The organism is Pantoea sp. EEL5, assembly GCF_049892805.1.
Classification (GTDB): Bacteria; Pseudomonadota; Gammaproteobacteria; order Enterobacterales; family Enterobacteriaceae; genus Pantoea; species Pantoea ananatis.
The window spans coordinates 491,456-516,925 of the sequence record NZ_JBNDNJ010000002.1; the positions used below are offsets into that span (position 1 = coordinate 491,456).

The following is a 25,470-nucleotide window of genomic DNA, read 5'->3' on the forward strand; positions in this document are numbered from 1 at the left end:
TCAGAAGAGGTGGCGGGCCTGGATGCTAAGGATTTGTCAGGATGATGCGCGAATGGAATTCGCACGGGAAAAGTTGTCACGGATGAGCAGGGAGCACTAACGTAGCGGGAAAGCTGCAAACGAACCGGGAGCACTGTTTAATACAGTGCTCCCTTTTTTTATGCCTGCGGGTTATGCTTGCCGCCCATTTTTATCCGGTCAGAGGTGAAGCATGACGCTGGAACACTTAATTTTGCAACGACTCGAACAGGTCGAAGCGATAATGCGCGAGCACGATCTCTGGCAGTCTGTTGCGCCAGACGATCACGCGTTCACCAGCCAGCAACCTTTCTTCCTTGATACGCTTCAGCCGCTGGAATGGTTACAGTGGGTGCTGATACCGCGCGTTCAGGCCATCATTGGTGCCGGGCAGCCGTTGCCGAAGAACGTCGCGATCGCCCCCTATTTTGAAGTGGCGTTAACGCCCGGGCAGCCCGGTCGTGCCCTGCTGGTGTTGACGTTAAAGCAGCTGGATGCCCTTCTGGAGGATGAGTCTGCCTGATGTTAGAGATCATTTATCAGGATGCGTGGCTGGTGGCGGTGAACAAACCCGCTGGTTGGCTGGTCCACCGTAGCTGGCTTGATCGCCATGAAACGCAGTTTGTCATGCAGACGGTACGCGACCAGATAGGCCAGCATGTTTTCACGGCGCACCGGCTTGATCGCCCCACATCGGGCGTTCTGCTAATGGGCCTGTCCAGTGAGGTGGGCCGCCTGCTTTCCCAGCAGTTTGAGCATCATCAGATGGAGAAGACCTATCATGCCGTGGTGCGCGGCTGGCTTGAAGGCCGCGATCGGCTGGATTATCCGCTTGTCGAAGAACTGGATAAAATTGCCGACAAATTTGTCAGCGACCCCCGCGCGCCTCAGCCTGCGGTGACCGATTACGCCTCACTGGCAACCGTAGAAATGCCGGTCGCAGTGAGTCGTTATCCCACTGCGCGTTACAGCCTGATTGAGCTCAAACCCAAAACCGGACGCAAGCATCAGCTGCGTCGGCATATGTCTCATCTTCGCCATCCCATTATCGGCGATTCGGCCCATGGCGATTTGCGTCAGAATCGGGGGGCGGCTGCACACTTTGGCGCAAATCGTTTAATGTTGCATGCCAGTAGCTTGTCGCTCAGCCACCCGGTGACGGGAGAACCCTTGGTTATTCGCGCCGGACTTGATCTTGTCTGGCAACGGGTGATGGATCAGTTTGGCTGGCAGGCCTGTATGCCGGATGTGCCACGGGTTGAGTTTATGGCTGGCTCAGGTCAGGATAGCGGGACGGAATAAAGGGGAAAAGAAATGGCGAAAATTGGTATTTTTGTAGGCACCGTTTATGGCAATGCATTACTGGTTGCAGAAGAAGCAGAACCGGCATTGCAGCAGCAGGGCCATGACGTGAAGATTTTTGAAGATCCTACGTTAGCCGAATGGCAAAACTATGCGAATGATGTCGCCTTAGTGATTACATCAACCACCGGTCAGGGCGATTTCCCGGATACTATTTCTGGCCTGTTCCATGACGTGCAGGACAAACTGGGCCACCAGCCAGGGCTGCGCTACGGCGTTATTGCCTTGGGCGACAGCAGCTACGAGAATTTCTGCGGTGCGGGTAAGCGCTTTGATGCCCTGTTACAGGAGCACCAGGCTAAACGGGTAGGTGAGGTTCTGCTGGTTGATGCCACGGAACATCCAGAACCTGAATCCGTCACCACGCCGTGGGTTGAGCAGTGGGGCAAGCAGCTCTGATAAGATCAAGGCTGCTACGCTGTTCCGCTGCCGTCCGGATTACACCGGCGGCAGCGGTGTTACGACAACAGGATTCTGCGTACAGCGCGTTCCGTCATTGCCCTGCGCGCTCCCGTTTCTCAGGTTATCGGCGCGGGATTAAATACGGCCAGCTGATTACGAATTCCCCAGCGATCTGACCAGGTTTGCTTTCTGCCACTGGCAATGTCCAGTATCAATTCAAACAACCGCCAGCCAACCTGCTCAATGGTTTCCTCGCCTGTCGCAATCGTGCCAGCATTGATGTCCATCAGGTCATGCCAGCGCTCGGCCAGCGCGTTACGGGTAGCCATTTTTATCACCGGGATTGCCGCCAGGCCATACGGGGTTCCTCTGCCGGTGGTAAAGACCTGCAGGGTGATACCTGAGGCGAGCTGCTGCGTGCCGCACACAAAATCGCTGGCGGGCGTCGCGGCAAAAATCAGTCCACGTCGTGTCGGACGCTGTCCGGGCGACAGAACCTCCACAATCGGGCTTCGGCCTGATTTGGCAATGGAACCCAGGGCTTTTTCCACCACGTTTGCCAGCCCACCTTTCTTGTTGCCCGGTGAGGGATTGGCGCTGCGATCGGTTTTGCCTTGATCAAGGTAGCGGTCATACCATGCCATCTCTTCAATCAGCCGCTGACCCACTTCCTGATTGGTCACGCGCGGTGTCAGTAAGTGAATAGCATCGCGCACCTCGGTGACCTCAGAGAACATAACGGTCGCGCCGCTGCGCACCAGCAGGTCGGAAGCAAAGCCCACCGCGGGATTCGCCGTCACGCCAGAAAAAGCATCACTGCCGCCGCACTGCATGCCCACGACCAGTTCCGAGGCAGGGCAGGTTTCACGCTGGCGCTGGTTAAGCCGTTTCAGATGGCGCTCTGCGACCTGGAGGATCTCATCCACCATGGCGCCAAAGCCCACCAGCTTCTCATCCTGCAAACGCACAATATCCTCCTCATCCAGCGAGATGGGCTGCACGTCGGGCGTACCGGTCAACAAGCGCTCAGGTTGTAGTTTTTCACAACCCAGACTGACTACCATGATCTCCCCGCCAAAATTCGCGTTAAGGGCCAGGTTGTGGACGGAACGGATAGGAATAACCGCCGCAGGCGCGTTGATTGCCACGCCGCAGCCATAGAGATGATTTAGCGCAACCACGCCGTCCACATTGGGATAACGGGGCAGCAAATCACGCTCTATGATCTGCACCACATAATCCACCACGCCCGCCACGCAGTGAACGCTGGTGGTAATGCCCAACAGGTTACGGGTGCCCACGCTGCCGTCAGCGTTGCGATAGCCCTCGAAGGTATAACCTTCAAGCGGCGGTAAGTCAGGCGGCACGTTATTCGCCAGGGGCAAACTCTGCAAATCCGGTGCGTCCGGAAGCGCAATGAGTGACTCATCGATCCAACTGCCTTGGGCAATATCACGAACGGCAAGGCCAATAATTTCACCATAGCGCAACACAGGCTGACCCTGAGGAATGGCAACCAACGCCACCTTATGCCCCTGCGGTACATGTTCGGTTAGTGTTAATCCATCTTTAAACGTGGTGCCCGCAGTCAGCCCCTGGCTGTTTACCACAATCGCAACGTTATCGTTTTCGTGAACTTTAATGTAAAGCGGCTGCTCTTTTGAAATGGGGTTCATCGCTCACCTTCCAGTGCGTAGCGCCTTGCTGGTACGGCGCATTCATTATGAGACGTCAGGTGTCACAGGTTCGGTATTTGCCACCGTCAGTATAAGAAGGTGTTACCGCCTGCACATTGTGCAATTGACCTATATTCGGCTGAGAGATGACGCGGTTTTATTATCTTTTTACTAAATCAAGTGAAGATTCTCACAAAGCCGCTTATCAACGCCTGTTTGGGCGTGCTTATTGTGACTTTTTACAAATAACGTGAAACGTCCCGCAGCAGTTTATGCATTAGCCCAAAAAATCATCGTTCATTCACCTTATTCCAGGGTGATGTTCCAATGCCTCACCCAAACCCGCTTCCTATACTGATTTCCGTTTTCCCGATCAGGTTATTCGTCACGACGCATTATCGGTTTGCCATTAAAAAAAATCGCCGTGTTTAACCTACATCTCTCTGATACCCAACGCGATGTGTATGCAGTCAGAGCGAATGTAGCTTTCGCTATATTTCAGGAGTGCATCATGAGTAGTTATCACCAGACAACGGAGGCGGTACAAAAACGGACGAACGCGCGTTACTGGATAGTGGTCATGCTGTTTATTGTGACCTCATTCAACTACGGTGACCGCGCCACGTTGTCTATCGCGGGTTCGGCCATGGCAAAAGAAATTGGCCTCGATCCCGTGGGGATGGGGTTTATCTTCTCTGCTTTTTCATGGGCCTATGTCATTGGGCAAATCCCCGGTGGCTGGCTGTTGGATCGCTTTGGTTCTAAGCGCGTCTATTTCTGGAGTATCTTTCTTTGGTCGTTGTTTACCCTGCTGCAGGGGTTCGTGGACGTGTTCAGCGGCTACACCATCGTCATGGCGCTGTTTATGCTGCGCTTTATGGTCGGGCTGGCGGAAGCCCCTTCATTCCCGGGTAACAGCCGTATTGTGGCAGCCTGGTTTCCGGCTCAGGAGCGCGGCACTGCCGTGGCGATTTTCAACTCCGCACAATACTTCGCGACGGTAATTTTCGCGCCCATCATGGGCTGGTTGACCTCCGCGGTGGGCTGGGCGCACGTGTTCTGGTTTATGGGAGGGCTGGGCATTATTTTGAGCTTTATCTGGCTCAAAGTGATTTACGATCCCTGCGATCATCCCGGCGTGAACAAAGCGGAGCTGGACTACATGGCGGAGGGCGGCGCCCTGATCAATATGGATCAGAAAAGCGAGAAGCAAAAAGTCAGCTTCAGTGATAAGTGGTTCCAGATCAAGCAACTGCTGCAGTCGCGCATGATGATCGGTGTCTACATTGGCCAGTACTGCATCAACGCTCTGACCTACTTCTTTATCACCTGGTTTCCGGTTTATCTGGTGCAGGCAAGGGGCATGTCGATCCTTAAAGCGGGCTTTGTCGCCTCGGTGCCTGCGCTGTGCGGCTTTATCGGTGGCGTGCTCGGCGGGGTGATCTCTGACTGGCTGATGCGCAAAACCGGCTCACTCAATATCGCCCGTAAAACCCCGATTGTGCTCGGCATGTTGCTCTCGACGTCCATGGTGGTCTGTAACTATGTCGAGACGGACTGGGTTGTGGTGCTGTTCATGGCAACCGCCTTCTTTGGTAAAGGGATTGGCGCGCTGGGATGGGCAGTCATGGCGGACACCGCACCGAAAGAGATTAGCGGCCTGAGCGGCGGTCTGTTCAATATGTTCGGTAATGCATCCGGCATTATTACCCCCATCGCGATCGGCTACATCATTGCCTCTACCGGTTCTTATAACGGCGCGCTGGTTTATGTCGGTATCCACGCGTTCGTTGCCGTACTCAGCTACCTGGTGCTGGTGGATAACATCAAGCGCATTGAGCTGAAAACACGCTAAGGAGCCTGCATGAATACGCAATCGACGCCCGTTATTACGACTATGCAGGTGGTCCCTGTGGCTGGCTACGACAGTATGCTGCTCAACATTGGCGGGGCACACAATGCCCGCTTCACGCGCAATATCGTGATCCTGACCGACAGTGCAGGACACACCGGGCTGGGTGAAGCACCGGGGGGAGAAACCCTCTATCAGACCTTAGTCGAGGCCGCGCCGCAGGTGATCGGTCAGCAGGTCGCCCGTATGAACCGGCTGGTGCAGAAGATTCATCAGGGGAATCAGTCCGCCGATTTCGAGACTTTTGGCAAAGGGGCCTGGACCTTTGAGCTGCGCGTCAACGCGGTCGCGGCACTGGAAGCCGCACTGCTGGACCTTCTGGGACAATGCCTGGGCGTGCCGGTCGCCGAACTGCTTGGACCGGGTAAGCAGCGCGATGAGGTGACGGTTTTAGGCTACCTGTTCTACTTAGGCGATCGCCGTAAAACCGATTTGCCTTATCTGACGGGTGAGAAGGCGCAGCATGACTGGTATCACCTGCGCCATCAGGAAGCGCTGAATAGCGAGTCGGTTGTCCGGCTGGCCGAGGCGGCGCAGGATAAATACGGTTTCAAAGATTTCAAACTCAAGGGCGGAGTGCTGCCGGGCGAACAGGAGATCGCCACCGCGCAGGCGCTGAAAAAGCGCTTCCCCGAGGCGCGCATCACCGTCGATCCTAACGGCGCGTGGTGGCTGGACGAGGCGATCGGATTCTGTAAGGGCATGCAGGATGTCCTGACCTATGCAGAAGATCCCTGTGGCGCCGAGCAGGGTTATTCAGGGCGCGAGGTGATGGCCGAGTTTCGTCGTGCGACCGGATTACCGGTCGCCACCAACATGATCGCCACCAACTGGCGTGAAATGAACCATGCGCTGATGCTCAATGCTGTCGATATCCCACTGGCCGATCCACACTTCTGGACGATGAGCGGCGCCGTTCGGGTCGCGCAACTGTGCGATGAATGGGGCTTAATCTGGGGCTGCCACTCGAATAACCACTTTGATATTTCTCTCGCGATGTTCACCCACGTCGGTGCCGCCGCGCCCGGTAATCCCACCGCCATAGATACGCACTGGATCTGGCAGGAGGGCGATCAACGCCTGACAAAAGAGCCGCTGCAGATCCGTCAGGGCAAAATCACGGTGCCAGATGCGCCTGGCCTGGGCATTGAACTGGATTGGGAACGACTCCGCCTGGCAAACGAACACTACAAATCACTGCCGGCGGGCGGACGTAATGACGCCACAGCCATGCAGTACTTGCTACCAGGCTGGACATTTGACCGTAAACGGCCGGCCTTTGGCCGGGCCTCTGCTTAAGGGATAACAGATGAATACCACACCAAAAATTACCGCCATGCAGGTCATCCCAGTTGCCGGCTATGACAGCATGTTACTGAACCTGAGCGGCGCACATTCGCCTTTTTTCACCCGCAATATCGTGATCATTGAAGACAACGCAGGCCATACTGGCGTAGGTGAAATTCCCGGTGGCGAAAAGATTCGTCAAACCCTGGAAGAGGCTGCCGCGCTGGTGGTGGGCAAAACGATTGGCGAATATAAAAACATCCTGAGCCAGGTTCGCGCCACTTTTGCCGATCGCGATGCCGCTGGGCGAGGTAATCAGACCTTTGATCTTCGCACCACCATTCACGTGGTCACCGGCATCGAAGCCTCACTGCTGGATCTGCTGGGGCAGCATCTGGGCGTCAATGTCGCCTCGCTATTGGGCGACGGACAGCAGCGCGACAAAGTCGAAATGCTGGGTTATCTGTTCTACGTTGGCGATCGCAACAAGACCTCGCTGGCCTACCAGCATCAGGACAACGATACCTGCGACTGGTATCGCCTGCGCCATCAGGAAGCGCTCACGCCGGATGCCGTGGTGCGGCTGGCCGAAGCGGCCTATGAAAAATACGGGTTCAACGATTTTAAACTTAAAGGCGGCGTGCTGAGCGGCAGTGATGAGGCAGAAGCGATTACTGCACTCGCGAAGCGCTTCCCCCAAGCGCGCGTCACTATCGATCCCAACGGTGCCTGGTCGCTTGACGAAGCCATTACGCTAGGTAAGCAGCTTAAAAACGTCCTCGCCTATGCAGAAGATCCCTGTGGCGCAGAGCAGGGCTATTCGGGGCGTGAAGTGATGGCCGAGTTCCGGCGCGCTACCGGTCTGCCGACGGCGACGAATATGATCGCCACTGACTGGCGTCAAATGGGCCACACGTTGTCATTACAGTCGGTGGATATCCCACTGGCCGATCCGCACTTCTGGACGATGCAGGGTTCCGTGCGCGTGGCGCAAATGTGCCACGCGTTTGGCCTGACGTGGGGTTCGCACTCCAACAACCATTTCGATATTTCACTGGCGATGTTTACCCACGTTGCCGCTGCCGCGCCGGGCAAGATCACCGCTATTGATACCCATTGGATCTGGCAGGAAGGCAATCAACGACTGACGAAAACGCCTTTCCAGATTGAAGGCGGCATGGTCGCAGTGCCGCAGGCACCGGGCCTGGGCATTGAACTGGATATGGACCAGGTCATGCAGGCTAACGCGCTGTATCAAAAGCATGGCCTTGGCGCACGTGATGATGCTCAGGCCATGCAGTTCCTGATCCCACAGTGGACGTTTGATAACAAGCGTCCGTGCCTGGTGCGTTAACTTTTTTGGGCTTCCTTCAGGAAGCCCGTTCCACAGGAGTCAAATCATGAGTAATACAGCCTGGCCAAATGAATTCCGTCGCCGCCTGCTGGCAGGTGAAACCCTGATCGGCAGTTGGTGCGCCCTGGCAAGTCCTGTTTCGACCGAGGTGTTAGGGCTGGCCGGATTTGACTGGTTAGTTCTGGATGGCGAGCACGCACCGAACGATATCACCACGTTTGTTCCCCAGCTAATGGCGCTGAAGGGCAGCCGCAGCGCGCCGGTGGTGCGTCCACCCTGTAATGAACCGGTCATCATCAAGCGCCTGCTGGATATTGGTTTTAATAACATCCTTGTTCCCTTTGTCGAGAATGAAGACGAAGCCAGACGTGCAGTTGCCTCAACGCGCTATCCGCCTGCCGGAATTCGCGGCGTGTCGGTTTCCCATCGCAGCAACATGTACGGCACGGTGCCGAATTATAACGCCACCATCAACGACAACATTTCGGTGCTGGTCCAAATAGAAACCCAGCAGGCTGTCGACAACATTGACGCCATCGCCGCTGTTGACGGCGTGGACGGCATTTTTGTCGGGCCGGGCGATCTCTCTGCCGCTCTCGGCTATCTCGGACAGCCGGCCCATCCGGAGGTGTTAACGGTCATCAAACACATCTTTGAGCGGGCAAAAGCCGCCAACAAGCCCAGCGGCATTCTGGCACCGGTGGAAGCCGATGCCCGTCGCTATCTCGAATGGGGCGCAACCTTTGTTGCCGTTGGCAGCGATCTCGGTGTTTTCCGCAGTGCCACGCAGGCGTTGTGCGACAAATTTAAAAAGTAATCATCCAGGAGAAACGACATGAAAATTGGCTTTATTGGCCTGGGCATCATGGGCAAACCAATGAGTAAAAACCTGCTGAAAGCCGGTTATTCACTGGTGGTACGCGATCATAATGCAGAAAACGAAGCCGAGCTGGTGCAGCTGGGCGCGACTACGGCGGCGAATGCCAAAGAACTGGCGCAACAGTGCGATGTGGTGATCACCATGGTGCCAAATTCCCCACAGGTGAAAGAGGTTTGCCTGGGCGAAAACGGCATTATCGATGGCGCGAAACCGGGCCTGATTGTGATCGATATGAGCTCCATTGCGCCGCTGGCGAGCCGTGAAGTCCACGATGCGCTGGCAGCAAAGCAGATTCACATGCTGGATGCGCCGGTGAGCGGCGGCGAGCCCAAAGCGATTGAGGGGACGTTATCCGTGATGGTGGGCGGCGATAAAGCCGTGTTTGACCAGTGCTACGACATCATGAAAGCCATGGCAGGATCGGTGGTTCATACCGGCGATATCGGCGCAGGCAACGTGACGAAGCTGGCAAATCAGGTCATTGTGGCGCTGAATATTGCCGCCATGTCTGAAGCCTTGTCACTGGCGACCAAAGCGGGCGTCAGCCCGGAACTGGTGTATCAGGCGATTCGTGGCGGTCTGGCGGGCAGCACCGTGCTGGATGCCAAAGCGCCCATGGTGATGGACCGCAACTTTAAGCCGGGTTTCCGCATTGATTTACATATCAAGGATCTGGCTAACGCGCTGGATACCTCGCACAGCCTTGGTGCGCACCTTCCGCTGACGGCGGCCGTGATGGAAATGATGCAGGCGTTGCGTAATGACGGACAGGGGAGTGCCGACCACAGCGCGCTGGCCTGCTATTATGAAAAATTAGCAAAGGTTGAGATCTCTCGCTAATGCCTTGCCCGGCTTCTGTGGAGGCCGGGCCGATTTCACGCTCTGATCGTTAATTAATACCGCCTGGATTGCCTATGAAAATCGTAATCGCACCGGATTCATATAAAGAAAGTCTTTCGGCCCTGGAAGTGGCATCGGCAATCGAAGCGGGGTTCCGTGAGGTTTTTCCCGATGCCCATTATGTGAAAATACCGGTTGCTGATGGTGGTGAAGGCACGGTGGAAGCCATGGTGGCTGCGACCCAGGGAAAGCGGGTCAGGTTAAAGGTCACCGGTCCGCTGGGTGAACCTGTCGAGGCGTTTTACGGCCTGTCGGGTAATGAAGATACCGCCTATATCGAGATGGCGGCGGCCAGCGGCCTGGAGCTGGTACCGGCAGCGCAGCGGGATCCCCTGATCACCACCTCGTTTGGGACTGGGGAGCTAATTAAAAACGCGCTGGATAAAGGCGTCCGACACATCATTATCGGTATCGGTGGCAGCGCCACCAATGACGGTGGTGCTGGCATGATGCAGGCGCTGGGCGCTCGCTTGCTGGATAAACAAGGCGAGCAAATTGGTCGGGGAGGTGGCGCATTGCCTGACCTGGCAAGCATTGACGTTACCGGACTGGACCCGCGCATTCGGCAGTGCCGCGTTGAAGTGGCCTGCGATGTAACCAATACGCTGACGGGCGATCACGGTGCCTCTGCGGTGTTTGGCCCCCAGAAAGGCGCGACGCCAGAACGGGTTGAGCAACTGGATCGAGCCCTGACACATTACGCTGCGCTTATTCAGCGCGATTTGGGTATTGATGTGCTGCAGATCAGCGGTGGCGGCGCTGCCGGTGGCATGGGGGCTGCGCTGCACGCGTTTTGTCAGGCGGAATTACGCCGTGGGATTGAGATTGTGACGGAAGCGCTGGGCCTGGAGGAGCAGGTAAAAGATGCCGATCTGGTCATTACCGGCGAGGGGCGAATCGACAGCCAGAGCATCAAGGGCAAGGTGCCGATTGGTGTGGCAAAGGTCGCTAAGCGTTTTAATATTCCCGTGATAGGCATTGCCGGTAGCCTGACTGACGATGTCGGTGTGGTGCATCAGCATGGCCTGGATGCCGTATTTAGCGTGCTTTACCGTATTTGCTCGCTGGATGAGGCGCTAAAAGGGGCAGAAAACAATGTCCGTCTCACCGCGCGCAATGTGGCTGCCACAATGAAAATCGCCGGGTTTCACTAAGCGTATTCACGGCCCTTCACCTGACAGGGCCGTTCGTTCTTCCGCAGTATGCCCGGCTAAGGCATGGAGAGGATGCGCCGTGCCTGTCTGGCGACGTTCTCCATTTCATCCTGAAGCTCCAGCAGTTCCGGCTCCAGCGCTTCGATATCGCTTGCCTGATGAAGCTCTTTCTCAAGCTTACGGCACAGTTGTTTCATCCGCGGGACGCCGCTGTAGCTGGCGCTGCCGTGAAGTTTATGAATGATCTCACGCAGGGAGGTCGCGTCGTTGTCGGCGATAAACTGCGCCATTTTACCGTGCACTTCCGGCAGGAATGCCAACAGCATTCGGAGTAAATCCCGCGCCAGATCCGGCTTATTCGCTGCCTGGCGTAATGCCAGCTTCCAGTCCAGCGTGGGTAATATTGGGGGGATCTCGGGCGCCGTGGTGCTCGGGCTGGGCATATAGCGGGCCAGGACCTGAGCGAGCTTGTTTTCATCAATAGGCTTGGCCAGGTAGTCGTTCATGCCGGCCCGGATAAGATGTTCGCGTTCACCGTCAATAGCGTGGGCGGTAACGGCGACTATCGGGGTGGTTGCGTGGTTGGGCAGCGTGCGGATGATCTCGCTGGCCCGAATGCCATCAATATCGGGCATTTGTATATCCATTAAGATCACGTCCAGCACTTGCCTGTGGGCCACACGGATGGCCTGCTCCGCATTATTGCACAGTACGATATGTTGGACCTGCTCTTCCAGCAGCGCCCCAATCAGCTTGAGGTTAGCGGGATTGTCGTCCACGGCCATCACGGTCAGCGGCAGACGCGGTGAGGCCGATAGTTCGCTGCTGTGACGGGCATGCAGCTCCAGCAGCATCGGCAACAGGCGCGTCTGCGAGACGGGTTTTGCGATGCAGCCATCAATACCACGCACTTTCAGCTCATCGGCCAGTAACATCATCGGACTCGGCAGCGCCATAATGACCTGGTCGGCGCGCTCCAAAAGCGTATGGATCAGCCTGTCCTCAAGCACCTGCGGCTGGCTGGCGTTGACCGGCATGGCCATTAACACAATGGGATAGCGCGACTGGCTCAGGCCCTCCAGGGTTAAACTGTGCTCAACCTGCAACGGCGTGGCACCTAAAATCTCTACCACCGCGCTGGCGACGTCGGGGTTCGCCTCCACATAGGCCATGCGCGTGTTCGACAGTGCATCCAGCACTCGAGGCATACTCGGTGCATTGGGATTGAGGTCCAGTTTAACGCGCACCCAAAAGGTGGAGCCGTGGTTCTGACGGCTGACGAAGGTGATCTCCCCGTTCATTTCCCTTACCAGTTTTTGGGTAATGACCAGGCCCAGCCCCGATCCTCCGTGGCGGCGGGAAATACTGGCATCCGCCTGGCGAAAGGCCTGAAACAGCTGGGCCTGCTGCTCTTCAGAAATGCCAATCCCTGTGTCGCGAACCTGAATCTCCAGTTCAACATGCGTCGCCGTAATCGTGTGCTGTTCTACCCGTAAATTGATGGTCCCTTTTTCGGTAAATTTAATCGCGTTGCCCATCAGGTTGATCAGGATCTGCTGCAGGCGGAGCGCATCGCCAATCACGTTGTCCGGCACGCTGTTATCGCAGACCACGGTCAACTCCAGCCCCTTCTCATGGGCGGATGGGGCCAGCAAAACCAGGGTTTCATCCAGGGTGGCGCGCAACGGAAAGGGAATGGACTCCAGCATCAGCTTGCCGGCTTCCAGTCTGGAAAAATCAAGCACGTCATTAATGATGGACAGGAGATTGTTGGCCGAGCGCTCAATGGTCAGCATGTAGTCGCGCTGCGTGGTGCGCAGCGGCGTTTTCAACATCTGACGGGTAAAGCCCAGCACGCCATTAAGCGGCGTACGCAACTCATGCGACATATTTGCCAGAAATTCGGATTTGATACGGGCGGCTTCCTGCGCGCGCTTTTTGGCCAGATCCAGCTCGACGTTCTGAATCTCCAACTGCTCCAGCGTTTCCCGCAGGTCCCATGTGGCCTGATCGATATTGTGCTGCATCTCTTCGTGATAGGCGGTGAGCGACATCGCCATCGCGTTGATACCGTTTTTCAGGATACTCAATTCACCCAGCATATGGCCTTCAACCCGGCTGTCCAGTTGTCCACGACGAATTCGGTCAACGGTGCTAACCATATTACGAATAGGGCCGGTGACGTCCCGCATCAGGCGATAGGCAAACAGCATGGCAATACACAGGCAGAACAGCAGCATCAGGGTAGCAATAAAAACTTCCCGATATTGCTGTAAGCGCACGGATTGCAGATCCAGCTCTATCGCCACATAGCCCAACGGGTTACCTGCGGGTTTGGCATCCTGACCCGGCAGCTCATCCACGGCGTAACGTTCAGAGATAATCGGCTTGCGTAAGATCAGCAGGTTGCCACTGCCTTCAACGGACACATCCTCAGGCAGCGCGCGAATAGCCTGCTTGCTTTCCAGACTCAGGTTTTGGTGATTATTAGAGGTGACATAAAGCTGATTATTATCGTCGAAAACGGAGATGGCGCGCACGATCCCGGAATGGCGGCGATGCAGTAAACTGACCAGTTCACGTAGCGCGTCACGATTGTGCCATGTCATGCTGTATTCGGTAGAAACCGCCAGCGGTTCGATGATATTGGCCCCGGCATCGATGACCTGGCGCTGCAGCTCATTATAACGATGCACGACAAAAAATGAGCTGAGCAGTAACCCAACCATCAACGTTGGGGCCAAAATTAAAATCATCATTCGCGCCCGCAGGCTGTATTTGGTCATAATAGTCGCCTGCTGTCCGGCATGAACGTCCCTGTGCATCTGCTGAACCTTGTGCACATCGAATCTTAAAGAGAAAGAACCACACTATGGCGCAATTTTACTCCGCAAAACAGCGCGTGACGACCCAACAACGGATCACCGTCACCATTGAAGACCTCGACCCGTTTGGTCAGGGCGTTGCCCGCTACAAGGGCAAAACCCTGTTTGTCTCGGGCGCGCTGCCCGGAGAGCAGGCCGAGGTCACCCTGCTGGAGGATAAACGCCAGTATGCCAGAGCGAAAGCCGTGCGCCTGCTTAACCACAGTCCTTCACGGGTTGCGCCGCGCTGTCCCCATTTTAGCCGCTGTGGCGGTTGTCAGCAGCAGCATGTCGACGAGGCGTTACAACAGCAAAGTAAATCACGTGCGCTGGCACGGATGTTGACCCAGGCAGCGAACCAGCCGGTGGCGGTTGATGAGATCATTGCCGGACCGGCCTGGGGCTACCGTCGCCGCGTCAGGCTTGGCCTGCAGTGGCAGAACAAAACACAGCAGTTGCTGATGGGGTTTCGCCAGGCGGCCACCAACGATCTCGTCGATATCCAGCAGTGCCCCATCATGGTGCCCCAGCTTGAAGCGCTGATTATTCCGCTGCGCAATTGTCTCACTATGCTTAATGCTGTCAAACGCTTAGGTCATGTTGAGCTGGTGCTGGCTGACAACGGCCCGGTGCTGTTATTGCGCCATCTCGATGCATTAAGTAGCGATGATATTGCAAAACTGGAACGTTTTTCGCATCAGCACCAACTGATGCTGTTTCTGGATGATGGAAGCGAGACGCTGCGCGCATCTGGCGATCGGCAGCCGTTTTATCATTCTCACCAGCTTGAGCTAATCTTCAGTCCAAAGGATTTTATTCAGGTCAACGATACGGTGAATCAGCAGATGGTGGCGAAGGCCATTGCGTGGCTGGATTTGCAACCTGAAGATCGGGTGCTGGATCTGTTTTGCGGCATGGGAAACTTTACGCTTCCTGTAGGAAAATCGGTACAAAGTGCCGTGGGTGTGGAGGGCGTTGCAGCATTAGTGCAGCAGGCAGAGTATAATGCTGACGTGAATGCGCTAAAAAACGTCAAATTCTTCCAGCATAATCTGGAAGAAGATGTTTCGCGCCAGCCCTGGGCTATGCAGGGATTTAACAAGGTATTACTCGATCCGGCTCGCGCTGGGGCGGCAGGTGTCATGGCACATGTCGTCAAATTATCGCCAGAATGCGTGGTCTATGTTTCGTGTAATCCTGTGACACTCGCACGTGACAGTGAAACATTGCTGTCAGCGGGTTACCAATTGGAAAGGGTCGCGATGCTGGATATGTTTCCTCATACCCGTCATCTCGAATCCATGGTGCTGTTCAGAAAAAAAATATAAGTGTCCGGCAGGGGCGCTGTGCAGGAGAGGATATGGTTGCGGTCAGAAGTGCGCATTTAAATACGGAAGGGGAGTTTGCCCTTGACCAGTGGATCGCCAGTCTTGGCGTTGCTAACCCGCATTCCTGTGATCGCCTTGCTGAAACCTGGCGCTATTGTGAAGCGCAGACTCAGGGGCATCCTCACCAGTCGCTGCTGCTGTGGCGCGGCATCGAGATGGTGGAAATTCTCTCGATGCTCAGCATGGATATCGAAAGCCTGTGCGCCGCATTGATTTTCCCGCTCGCGAATGACGAAGTGGTCAGCGAAGAAGAGCTGGAAAAAACCGTCGGTCCGGGCATCGTTTCGCTGGTGCACGGGGTCCGCGATATGGACGCCATTCGTCAGCTGAAAGCTATTCATAACGATTCAATGGCTTCTGAGCAGGTGGATAATGTCCGCCGTATGTTGCTCGCCATGGTGGAAGATTTCCGCTGCGTGGTGCTGAAGTTGGCTGAGCGCATCATGAACCTGCGCGAAGTTAAAGACGCGCCGGAAGATGAACGCGTACTGGCGGCGAAAGAGAGCACCAATATTTATGCCCCGCTGGCGAACCGCCTGGGCATCGGTCAGCTTAAGTGGGAGCTGGAAGATTACTGCTTCCGCTACCTGCATCCCGACGAGTACAAGCGCATTGCTAAGCTGCTGCACGAGCGCCGCATCGACCGTGAGCAGTACATCGATAACTTTGTCGATAATCTGCGCAAAGAGATGGCAAAAGAGGGCGTGCGGGCCGAAGTGTACGGCCGTCCTAAACATATCTACAGCATCTGGCGCAAGATGCAGAAGAAGTCGCTGGCGTTTGATGAGCTATTTGATGTTCGCGCGGTGCGTATTGTTGCCGAGCGACTGCAGGACTGCTACGGCGCGCTGGGCACGGTGCACACGCTGTATCGCCACCTGCCCAACGAGTTCGACGACTATGTCGCCAACCCCAAACCTAACGGCTATCAGTCCATTCATACCGTGGTTCTAGGGCCCGAGGGCAAAACCGTCGAGATCCAGATCCGTACCCGCCAGATGCATGAGGACGCCGAGCTGGGCGTCGCCGCGCACTGGAAATACAAAGAAGGGCCGTCGTCCAGCCATGCGCGTGGCGCGGCAGGTCACGAAGAGCGCATTGCCTGGCTACGTAAGCTGATCTCATGGCAGGAAGAGATGGCGGATTCCGGCGAGCTGCTGGAAGAGGTGCGCAGCCAGGTATTTGACGACCGTGTCTATGTCTTTACGCCAAAAGGGGACGTGGTCGATTTGCCGGCAGGTTCTACCCCGCTGGATTTCGCTTACCACATTCACAGCGATATCGGTCACCGCTGCATCGGTGCCAAGATTGGTGGCCGCATCGTGCCCTTCACCTATCAGCTGCAGATGGGCGATCAGGTGGAAGTCATCACCCAAAAACAGCCGAATCCGAGTCGTGACTGGCTGAACCCTAATCTGGGGTTCATCACCACCAGCCGAGGCCGCGCCAAGATTCATAACTGGTTCCGCAAGCAGGATCGCGATAAAAACATTCTTGCCGGTCGTCAGATTCTGGATAACGAGCTGAATCAGATGGATATCAGCCTGCGTGAAGCCGAGAAACTGCTGCTGCCGCGCTATAACGTTACCTCGCTGGACGAGTTGCTGGCTGCCATCGGCGGGGGGGACATTCGCCTTCATCAGATGGTGAATTTCCTGCAGGCGAAGCTCAATAAGCCGACGGCGGAAGAGCAGGATCGTGAAGCCCTGCGCCAGCTCACACAAAAATCGCATGCGCCAACGTCACGCAAAGAGAGCGGCCGTGTGGTCGTGGAAGGCGTGGGCAACCTGATGCACCATATTGCACGCTGCTGTCAGCCGATTCCGGGTGACGACATCGTGGGTTTTATCACGCACGGACGGGGCATTTCGATTCACCGCGCCGATTGCGACCAGCTGTCTGAGCTGATTTCTACCGCGCCCGAGCGCATTGTTGATGCCGTATGGGGCGAAAGCTACTCCAGCGGCTATTCGCTGGTCGTAAGGGTGACGGCCAACGATCGTAGCGGGCTGTTACGCGATATCACCACCATCCTCGCGAATGAGAAGGTTAACGTCCTGGGCGTTTCAAGCCGCAGCGATACCAAAAAACAGCTCGCCACCATTGATATGGACATCGAGATTTATAACCATCAGGTCCTGGGGCGCGTGCTGTCTCGCCTGAATCAGGTGCCTGACATTATCGATGCCCGCCGCCTGCACTAATCGTCCGTTATCAGGCGCATGTCTTGACCGACGTGCGCCTGGCTGCTTTTATCACCGCTGTTATGCCAACTGAACACCTGAAGGATTTCCCTATGACGTCAATTGATCGCCTGCTGGGCATTATGAAAACCCTGCGCGATCCGCAGCAGGGTTGCCCGTGGGATCGCGAGCAGACCTTTGCCACTATCGCGCCTTACACGCTGGAAGAAACCTATGAAGTGCTGGACGCCATCCAGCGCGAGGACTTCGACGATCTGCGGGGGGAGCTGGGCGATTTGCTGTTTCAGGTGGTGTTTTATGCCCAGATGGCCCAGGAGCAGGGGCGTTTTAATTTTGATGATATCTGCCATGCCATCAGTGACAAGCTGGAACGCCGCCATCCACACATTTTTGCGGACGGCACGGCAGAGAACAGCGCAGACGTGTTAAAAAACTGGGAAGCGATTAAAAGCGCCGAACGGTCAGAAAAAGCCCAGCACTCGGCGCTGGACGATATTCCCAAAGCCCTGCCAGCCCTGATGCGCGCCCATAAAATTCAGAAACGATGCCACAACGTGGGCTTCGACTGGAGCACACTGGGGCCGGTGGTCGATAAGGTGCATGAAGAGATTGACGAAGTCATGCATGAAGCGCAGCAAAGCGTTATCGATCCCCAAAAGCTGGAAGAAGAGATTGGCGATCTCCTGTTTGCGACCGTTAACCTCTCTCGTCATTTGGGCAGCAAGGCCGAAACGGCGCTGCAGAAAGCCAACGACAAGTTTGAGCGACGTTTCCGCGCGGTAGAAGCTATTATCAGCGCGCAGGGCCTGACAATGCCGGGGGCGACGCTGGAACAGATGGAGGCCGCCTGGCAGCAGGTGAAGGCAACGGAAAAAAGCTGATTATTCCTGTACCGCGCATAAAGTGTGCGCTCGAGCTTACTCGATTCAGCCTGACGTCAGATTTGTGACGCAGGTCAAAATTTTGTTTACCGCTATCCGCTATGTTACCCGCAGCAATGCTTTGGGAGAGGGATGTGATTCATCAATTGTGGCTGATAGCGGTTTCCAGTATACTGTTTTCCCGTCCTGGTTATTCCACCGTCTTTAAACCTAAACTCTCAGGTTCAGCATGACAACGAATTATATTTTTGTGACCGGCGGGGTCGTATCCTCTCTGGGTAAAGGCATTGCCGCAGCCTCCCTCGCAGCCATTCTCGAAGCGCGTGGTCTGAATGTGACCATCATGAAACTGGATCCGTACATCAACGTCGATCCGGGTACCATGAGCCCTACTCAGCATGGTGAAGTGTTTGTCACCGATGATGGTGCCGAAACCGATCTGGATTTGGGCCACTACGAGCGCTTCATCCGCACTAAAATGTCGCGCCGCAACAACTTCACCACGGGCCGTATCTACTCAGAAGTCCTGCGCAAAGAGCGTCGCGGTGACTACCTTGGCGCCACTATTCAGGTCATCCCTCATATCACGAATGCGATCAAAGAGCGCATTCTTGAAGGCGGTGAAGGCCACGATGTGGTGCTGGTCGAAATCGGCGGTACGGTCGGTGATATCGAATCCCTGCCGTTCCTGGAAGCGATTCGTCAGATGGCGGTGGATGTGGGCCGCGAGCATACGATGTATATGCACCTGACGCTGGTGCCTTACATGGCCGCCGCAGGCGAGGTGAAAACCAAGCCGACGCAGCACTCGGTCAAAGAGCTGCTCTCCATCGGTATTCAGCCTGACGTGCTCATTTGCCGGTCCGATCGTGCGGTGCCAGCCAATGAGCGTGGCAAAATTGCCCTGTTCTGTAACGTGCCGGAAAAAGCCGTTATCTCGCTGAAAGACGTCGATTCAATTTATAAAATTCCTGGCATGTTGAAATCACAGGGCCTGGACGACTACATCTGTAAGCGTTTCAACCTGAACGCCCCGGAAGCCAATCTGGCCGAGTGGGAGCAGGTGATTTATGAAGAAGCCAATCCGGGCGGCGAAGTCACCATTGGCATGGTGGGCAAATATGTCGAGCTGCCGGATGCCTATAAATCCGTTATTGAAGCGCTGAAGCACGGCGGTCTGAAAAATCGTGTGACCGTAAACATCAAGCTGATCGACTCACAGGACGTTGAAACCCGTGGTGTCGAATTGCTGAAAGATTTGGATGCCATTCTGATCCCTGGCGGCTTTGGCTACCGTGGCGTAGAAGGCAAGCTGATGACGGCGAAATACGCGCGTGAAAACAACGTGCCTTATCTCGGCATCTGCCTCGGCATGCAGGTCGCACTGATGGAGTTCGCCCGTAACGTCGCCGGAATGGAAGGCGCTAACTCCACTGAATTTGTGCCAGACTGTAAGTATCCGGTGGTGGCACTGATCACCGAATGGCGTGACGAAGAAGGCAACGTGGAAGTGCGTACTGAACAGAGCGATCTGGGTGGCACCATGCGCCTGGGCAGCCAGCAGTGCCAGCTGAATCCGGAAAGTAAGGTTCGCCAGCTGTACGGTTCTGACACCATTGTTGAGCGCCATCGTCACCGCTATGAAGTGAACAACATGCTGCTGAAGCAAATTGAGGCAGCGGGTTTACGCGTGGCAGGTCGTTCAGGTGACGATCAGTTGGTTGAGATCATTGAGATCCCGAATCATCCATGGTTTATTGCTTGCCAGTTCCACCCTGAGTTCACATCGACGCCTCGCGATGGTCATCCGTTGTTTGCGGGTTTTGTGAAAGCAGCACATGAGCATCAGAAGCGTTTAGCGAAATAAGTTTAACGAACAACGCGCGAACTTTTCGCGCGTTGTTTGTCTTAGGATTGACTAACTTGTACTGAGGAAAATCGTAATGGCCAAAATCGTAAAAGTCATCGGTCGCGAAATTATCGACTCACGTGGCAACCCAACTGTTGAAGCAGAAGTTCACCTGGAAGGTGGTTTCGTTGGTCTGGCTGCGGCACCGTCAGGTGCATCTACCGGTTCTCGTGAAGCACTGGAACTGCGTGACGGTGACAAATCCCGTTTCCTGGGCAAAGGCGTAACCAAAGCCGTTGCTGCGGTTAACGGCCCGATTGCTGAAGCGGTAAAAGGCAAAGACGCGAAAGATCAGGCGAACATCGATAAAATCATGATCGACCTGGACGGTACTGAGAACAAATCTAACTTCGGTGCTAACGCCATTCTGGCTGTTTCCCTGGCAGCAGCGAAAGCCGCAGCAGCCTCTAAAGGTCAGGCGCTGTATGAGCACATCGCTGAGCTGAACGGCACCCCGGGCAAATACTCTATGCCACTGCCAATGATGAACATCATCAACGGCGGCGAACACGCAGACAACAACGTCGACATTCAGGAATTCATGATTCAGCCGGTTGGCGCTTCAAACGTTAAAGAAGCGATCCGTATGGGTTCTGAAGTGTTCCACAACCTGGCAAAAGTGCTGAAAAGCAAAGGCATGAGCACGGCGGTGGGTGACGAAGGTGGCTATGCGCCAAACCTGGGTTCTAACGCCGAAGCGCTGGCCGTTATCGCTGAAGCGGTAAAAGCAGCCGGTTACGAGCTGGGTAAAGACATCACTCTGGCCATGGACTGTGCGGCTTCTGAATTCTACAAAGATGGCAAATACGTTCTGGCCGGTGAAGGCGGTAAAGCGTTTACCTCAGAAGAGTTCACCCACTTCCTGGAAGATCTGACTAAACAGTATCCGATCGTTTCTATCGAAGATGGCCTGGACGAGTCTGACTGGGATGGCTTCGCCTACCAGACCAAAGTGCTGGGCGACAAAATCCAGCTGGTGGGCGACGACCTGTTCGTAACCAACACCAAAATCCTGAAAGAAGGTATCGAGAAAGGCATTGCTAACTCTATCCTGATCAAATTCAACCAGATCGGTTCACTGACCGAAACCCTGGCTGCAATTAAAATGGCGAAAGATGCAGGCTATACCGCTGTGATCTCTCACCGCTCAGGCGAAACTGAAGATGCGACCATCGCTGACCTGGCGGTCGGTACAGCTGCGGGCCAGATCAAAACCGGTTCAATGAGCCGTTCTGACCGTGTTGCTAAGTACAACCAGCTGATCCGTATCGAAGAAGCGCTGGGTTCAAAAGCCCCCTTCAACGGTCTGAAAGAAGTTAAAGGTCAGTAAGTTTACTGCCGTCTGACTTCTGATCATAACCCGCCCACGTGGCGGGTTTTTTTATGCCCGGACCTTATGCGGCTTCCTCCATCTTTTTGCGCGACGTCTATGCTGTTTACATCCGTTCTTAATAAAACCCACCGACACTGAATAACGAGCAAGGTGCGCCGGGCTGACCCCGCACCTTACCGCTGGCCTGAAGCACGCGCTTCAGGTTCACATTTCTGACAGGCAGAAGGGGGAAACGCATGAGACTGGCTTCTTATAACGTGGAAAACCTGTTCGATCGCGCCAGAGCAATGAACCAAAACGAATGGCGTGAGGGCAAACCGACGCTGGAAAAATTCGCCCAACTGAATGCACTGCTGGGGCAGGTGGAATACAGCGATGCGACTAAGAAGCAAATGGTGGAATTGATGGAGGCGCTGGGGCTGCAAAAGTCAGATACCGGGCCCTTTGTTATCCTCCGGCGTAACCGGGGCAAGCTGTTGACCCGCCCCACAGACAACAGCGGAATAAAGATTATTGCCGCAGGACGCGCCGACTGGGTCGGTTCGCTGGAACTGCGGCGTGCGCCGGTAGATGAAATAGCTATGGGATTAACAGCGCAGGTCATGATTGACCTCAAGGCAGATATTTTGACCGTTGTTGAGGCAGAAAGCCGGCCCGCTTTACTGGAATTTAATAACGCCATGCTGCCTGCGCGCCAGGGAACGCCTTTTGATCACGTCATGGTGATTGACGGCAACGATGAGCGGGGCATTGATGTTGGCCTGATGACAGGAGCAGGCTTCGCAATCGACACCATTCGCAGCCACGTTGATGATAAGGATAAGCAGGGCGACCTGATTTTCTCGCGCGACTGTCCCGAATTTGCGATTCCGCTACCCGATGGACAAACCCTGCACGTGCTGGTTAACCATTTTAAAAGCAAAGGCTACGGTGCCAAAACGCTTTCCGACGCCCGCCGTAAACTGCAGGCCGAACGGGTGAAGGCAATTTATCAGCAGCGAATTAAAGAGGGACAAACGCTGATTGCTATCACCGGAGACTTTAACGATACGCCGGACAGCGAGGCGCTGGCACCTCTGCTGAAAGAAACCGATCTGAAAGATATCTTCACCCATGAAAAATTTGATAACGGCGGCTATCCAGGAACCTGGGGCGGCTGCAGCGCCAGTAATAAAATTGACTACATTTTACTGTCCCCCGCGCTGTGGAAAAAAGTGGAAAAGGGCGGCGTGTGGCGCAAAGGGATGTGGCCCGGCGTGCGTCCGGTAAAATGGGAAACCTATCCCGAACTGAAAAAAGAGGTGAATGCCGCCTCGGATCATGCGGCAGTCTGGGTGGACCTGAAGATCTAGTCCGAGGTATAGACGGCACAGGTCGCGGCGCTGACCGCAGCCTGTGCAGCCACAGCATTACAGCGACTGAATGATGCGTTTCAGTAAACGAATGCGCGGTTCAATGCTGTTCAGTTCCATATATTCAGACGGGCTATGAAAATTTGCGCCGATGGGGCCAAACCCATCCAGTGAGGGCGTGCCCACTGCGGCGGTATGGTTGGCATCTGAGCCCCCGCCTACAGCCTGCCAGCTAATCTCAATGTCTTCTGTTTGCCCGGCTTGCTCGACGATCTGCATTAGCGCTTCTGTTTTAGCATCTGGCGTCATGGCAGGCGTGTAAGCCTGCTGGGTAACCTGCGTCGTTACGCCGGGCTCCGTCTCAGAATGCGCAAGGGCTTTCATCGCCATGTTGACCCGCTCAAACTCAGCGTTAAGCTGAAAGCGCACGTCTACGATCATCTCTGCGTGGTCTGGCACAATATTTGCCGCGTCCCCGCCTGAGATCACGCCGGTGTTTACCGTTGTGCCCTGTGCGGGATCGGCCAGGTTCGCAACGGCAATGACGCTGTGCGCCAGTGCGTTGATGGCTGAACGGCCTTTATCGGGATCGTTGCCCGAATGCGCAGCAACGCCGCTAAAATTCAGCCGATACCGCGCCATGCCTTTCCGTGCTTTGACCAGTGAGCCATCGCTTCTCGCCGCTTCGCCAACCAGCACGCAACGGCTGCGTTTTGCCAGCCCGGTCAACCAGTGATGAGAATACACCGATCCGGTTTCTTCATCGGGATTCATGGCGACGGCAATAGATAAACGATCGCGCTCAGCGTGATTCAGCCCACGTAAAGCCCAGAGAATGGTCAGCAATCCCCCTTTCATGTCCGCCACGCCGGGGCCTCTGGCGCGATCGCCCTCAAGAGAGAAAGGACGTGCAGCCACCGTTCCCACAGGAAAAACGGTATCCATATGCCCCACCAGTAAAACATCATAATGCTCTGCATCAGGTTTGTTGGTGACCAGCAGGCCCGGGCCCACCTTGTCGTCCAGCTCAACACGCTGACAGTGCCAGCCATCCTGTTGATACCATTGCTGAAAGTGCTGGTATACCTGTTCCACGCCTTCCACCGAGCCCGTTCCGCAGTCAATATTGACAACCTGTTCCAGTTCCTGAAGATACTGTGTTAATTCCATAGGTTACTCCGCAATCATCAGTCGCATAACTATCATGGCGCCGAAGGCATTCAGCACCGACAGGGCAATCATCAAAGGGATACGTTTTGCTGGAGTGCCGATCACGCCAAGAATGCGTCCAGCATACTGGACCTGTGAACCCATCAGGTAGATGGCTGGCGCCAGGATAGCCAGATGGGCACCGGTCAGAATCCCTCGCTCAAATAAACTGATGGCAACGCCCACGCCACCGCCCATGGACATCCAGCCGCCAATGAGCACCGCGGCGGCCTCGCCCGGCAGGCCGAAAAGCCGCATCAGGGGGCCGAACAGCCATGCCATGCCAGCCAGCGTGCCGGTGAGTTCCAGGGCATAAATAATAATGAAGGCCATCAGAACGTTAGGCAGTGTGCTGGTCGTCGCGATGGTCCAGCCTTTTCGCGCTCCGGCCACAAAGACATCGGTGATCATCGGTTTAGTTGAGTCAGTCATTTTTTACCTCTGTACCTTGTCTGCGTTCGCCGATCGTCAGGATCAGGCGAACCAGATTAGCGCCCACGATTTTCATGACGAACATTACCGCCACGCACAGACCAATTGAGGCTGGAACGGCATGCGAGCCATCAAGCGCTACCAGGGTAAACAGCACCGCACCGGAGGAGAAAAAGTTGGTAATCATCGCGCCAGCGGAAAACTGAAACATAGTAAAAATTGTTTTTTCTTTTTCCGTGATCTGCCCTTCATCAGCCAGTACGCGGGTTAATGATGCGCCAACATCCGTGCTTTGCAGACTCCCAATCATGGCCAGCCCGGTTGAGCCTGGGATCCCCATCAGAGGCCGCAGTAGCGGGGTAAGTAGCTTACGGGCTGCACGAAGTGCGCCGTAGTGCTCAAGCACGTTGATCATGCCTAATGCAAACATAACAGCAGGGATCAAGCCAAATGCGAACAGGAACCCATCCATTGCCCCATAACCGCCTTTTCCCCGAAAGGCGCTTTGCGCGACATCCAGGGTGTCGGTTTGAAGACTGACACCGGATACCACTTTTCCGAATGCCCCGTTTAATGTGGTGAAGTCAAACACGCCATACCACTCTTTTCCGCCAAGCAGACCGGAGAAAAACACCATGGCAAACAGCAAGGCCAGGTAAGCGCCCGGTCCGACCTTAAGCGGTTCGGATTGAGAAGAGTCAGTCATCGTTTATTTCCTTACATCTTTGGCGACAAAAGGCGATGCTAAAAGTGGGATGTAAGCGGAGGAATGATGACGATCAATTTGCAGGACAAAGAGCCAGCAACGGGCCAAATAGTGCTAAACAGCTCACAATAATCAGTGAAATTCGCCTCTGGATAAACGCAAAAATCCGGCTTGCCTTAGACAGAGTCAGCCACGCCGCATCACCTGACATGATCTTAACCCGGAGTTCTGCGATAATCGCGTTTTG

The 25,470-nt window shown here is 55.2% G+C and carries 20 protein-coding genes; 15 read left to right on the forward strand and 5 right to left on the reverse strand.

The window, feature by feature from the left end:
* The first annotated feature begins 211 nt into the window (after positions 1-211).
* From ACPXSQ_RS13885 to ACPXSQ_RS13895, 3 genes are read left to right on the forward strand one after another with little or no spacing between them, the layout of a single operon-like run.
* Positions 212-541 (forward strand): YqcC family protein, encoded by a 330-nt coding sequence (locus ACPXSQ_RS13885; RefSeq protein WP_013026961.1) that lies wholly within the window; start codon positions 212-214, stop codon positions 539-541.
* Positions 541-1,320 (forward strand): tRNA pseudouridine(65) synthase TruC, encoded by a 780-nt coding sequence (gene truC / locus ACPXSQ_RS13890; RefSeq protein ID WP_014594461.1) that lies wholly within the window; start codon positions 541-543, stop codon positions 1,318-1,320. The genes ACPXSQ_RS13885 and truC overlap by 1 nt, the downstream gene beginning before the upstream one ends.
* 12 nt (positions 1,321-1,332) lie before the next feature.
* Positions 1,333-1,779: a flavodoxin gene (locus ACPXSQ_RS13895; RefSeq protein WP_015699618.1), complete on the forward strand. Its 447-nt coding sequence runs from the start codon at positions 1,333-1,335 to the stop codon at positions 1,777-1,779.
* A gap of 119 nt (positions 1,780-1,898) precedes the next feature.
* Here the strand turns inward: ACPXSQ_RS13895 and garD are convergent, their stop codons facing one another.
* Positions 1,899-3,458 (reverse strand): galactarate dehydratase, encoded by a 1,560-nt coding sequence (gene garD / locus ACPXSQ_RS13900; RefSeq protein WP_426144094.1) that lies wholly within the window; start codon positions 3,456-3,458, stop codon positions 1,899-1,901.
* Between the two features lie 511 nt (positions 3,459-3,969).
* On the opposite strand from garD, the gene ACPXSQ_RS13905 reads away from it, so the two are divergent.
* The 6 genes from ACPXSQ_RS13905 to ACPXSQ_RS13930 all read left to right on the forward strand — a co-directional run bounded on the left by ACPXSQ_RS13905 (position 3,970) and on the right by ACPXSQ_RS13930 (position 10,945).
* The gene (locus ACPXSQ_RS13905; protein WP_014594458.1) at positions 3,970-5,313 is read left to right on the forward strand and encodes an MFS transporter; all 1,344 of its coding nucleotides are present in this window, start codon (positions 3,970-3,972) and stop codon (positions 5,311-5,313) included.
* Between the two features lie 9 nt (positions 5,314-5,322).
* Positions 5,323-6,669 carry an enolase C-terminal domain-like protein gene (locus tag ACPXSQ_RS13910; RefSeq protein ID WP_426144096.1) on the forward strand — a complete coding sequence of 449 codons (1,347 nt, stop codon included), beginning with the start codon at positions 5,323-5,325 and terminating at the stop codon, positions 6,667-6,669.
* Between the two features lie 10 nt (positions 6,670-6,679).
* The gene (gene gudD / locus ACPXSQ_RS13915; RefSeq protein WP_024471447.1) at positions 6,680-8,011 is read left to right on the forward strand and encodes a glucarate dehydratase; all 1,332 of its coding nucleotides are present in this window, start codon (positions 6,680-6,682) and stop codon (positions 8,009-8,011) included.
* Between the two features lie 46 nt (positions 8,012-8,057).
* Positions 8,058-8,828 (forward strand): 2-dehydro-3-deoxyglucarate aldolase, encoded by a 771-nt coding sequence (gene garL / locus ACPXSQ_RS13920; protein ID WP_019104734.1) that lies wholly within the window; start codon positions 8,058-8,060, stop codon positions 8,826-8,828.
* 18 nt (positions 8,829-8,846) lie between these two features.
* On the forward strand, positions 8,847-9,731 hold the full coding sequence (gene garR, locus ACPXSQ_RS13925) for a 2-hydroxy-3-oxopropionate reductase (RefSeq protein WP_013026953.1): 885 nt from the start codon (positions 8,847-8,849) through the stop codon (positions 9,729-9,731).
* Between the two features lie 74 nt (positions 9,732-9,805).
* A complete protein-coding gene (locus ACPXSQ_RS13930) occupies positions 9,806-10,945 on the forward strand; it encodes a glycerate kinase (RefSeq protein ID WP_014605158.1) in 1,140 nt (379 codons plus the stop codon).
* A 56-nt stretch (positions 10,946-11,001) separates the two neighbouring features.
* Here the strand turns inward: ACPXSQ_RS13930 and barA are convergent, their stop codons facing one another.
* Positions 11,002-13,731 carry a two-component sensor histidine kinase BarA gene (barA, locus tag ACPXSQ_RS13935; protein WP_026020900.1) on the reverse strand — a complete coding sequence of 910 codons (2,730 nt, stop codon included), beginning with the start codon at positions 13,729-13,731 and terminating at the stop codon, positions 11,002-11,004.
* Positions 13,732-13,817: 86 nt separating this feature from the next.
* On the opposite strand from barA, the gene rlmD reads away from it, so the two are divergent.
* The 6 genes from rlmD (at position 13,818) to ACPXSQ_RS13965 (ending at position 22,876) form a co-directional block, all read left to right on the forward strand.
* Positions 13,818-15,137 (forward strand): 23S rRNA (uracil(1939)-C(5))-methyltransferase RlmD, encoded by a 1,320-nt coding sequence (rlmD, locus tag ACPXSQ_RS13940; RefSeq protein ID WP_105078923.1) that lies wholly within the window; start codon positions 13,818-13,820, stop codon positions 15,135-15,137.
* Positions 15,138-15,169: 32 nt separating this feature from the next.
* The gene (gene relA / locus ACPXSQ_RS13945; RefSeq protein ID WP_013026949.1) at positions 15,170-17,401 is read left to right on the forward strand and encodes a GTP diphosphokinase; all 2,232 of its coding nucleotides are present in this window, start codon (positions 15,170-15,172) and stop codon (positions 17,399-17,401) included.
* A gap of 92 nt (positions 17,402-17,493) precedes the next feature.
* On the forward strand, positions 17,494-18,282 hold the full coding sequence (gene mazG / locus ACPXSQ_RS13950) for a nucleoside triphosphate pyrophosphohydrolase (RefSeq protein ID WP_426144100.1): 789 nt from the start codon (positions 17,494-17,496) through the stop codon (positions 18,280-18,282).
* 229 nt (positions 18,283-18,511) lie between these two features.
* A complete protein-coding gene (pyrG, locus tag ACPXSQ_RS13955; RefSeq protein WP_013026947.1) occupies positions 18,512-20,149 on the forward strand; it encodes a glutamine hydrolyzing CTP synthase in 1,638 nt (545 codons plus the stop codon).
* A gap of 76 nt (positions 20,150-20,225) precedes the next feature.
* The gene (eno, locus tag ACPXSQ_RS13960) at positions 20,226-21,521 is read left to right on the forward strand and encodes a phosphopyruvate hydratase (RefSeq protein WP_013026946.1); all 1,296 of its coding nucleotides are present in this window, start codon (positions 20,226-20,228) and stop codon (positions 21,519-21,521) included.
* Positions 21,522-21,760: 239 nt separating this feature from the next.
* A complete protein-coding gene (locus tag ACPXSQ_RS13965) occupies positions 21,761-22,876 on the forward strand; it encodes an endonuclease/exonuclease/phosphatase family protein (protein WP_022623104.1) in 1,116 nt (371 codons plus the stop codon).
* A 57-nt stretch (positions 22,877-22,933) separates the two neighbouring features.
* Here the strand turns inward: ACPXSQ_RS13965 and ACPXSQ_RS13970 are convergent, their stop codons facing one another.
* The 3 genes from ACPXSQ_RS13970 to ACPXSQ_RS13980 are packed head-to-tail and all read right to left on the reverse strand — an operon-like array spanning position 22,934 to position 25,223.
* Positions 22,934-24,046 (reverse strand): M20 family metallopeptidase, encoded by a 1,113-nt coding sequence (locus ACPXSQ_RS13970; RefSeq protein WP_064374236.1) that lies wholly within the window; start codon positions 24,044-24,046, stop codon positions 22,934-22,936.
* 3 nt (positions 24,047-24,049) lie between these two features.
* On the reverse strand, positions 24,050-24,517 hold the full coding sequence (locus ACPXSQ_RS13975) for a YjiG family protein (protein ID WP_072137125.1): 468 nt from the start codon (positions 24,515-24,517) through the stop codon (positions 24,050-24,052).
* A complete protein-coding gene (locus ACPXSQ_RS13980; RefSeq protein WP_105078925.1) occupies positions 24,510-25,223 on the reverse strand; it encodes a nucleoside recognition domain-containing protein in 714 nt (237 codons plus the stop codon). The genes ACPXSQ_RS13975 and ACPXSQ_RS13980 overlap by 8 nt, the downstream gene beginning before the upstream one ends.
* Between the last annotated feature and the right edge of the window lie 247 nt (positions 25,224-25,470).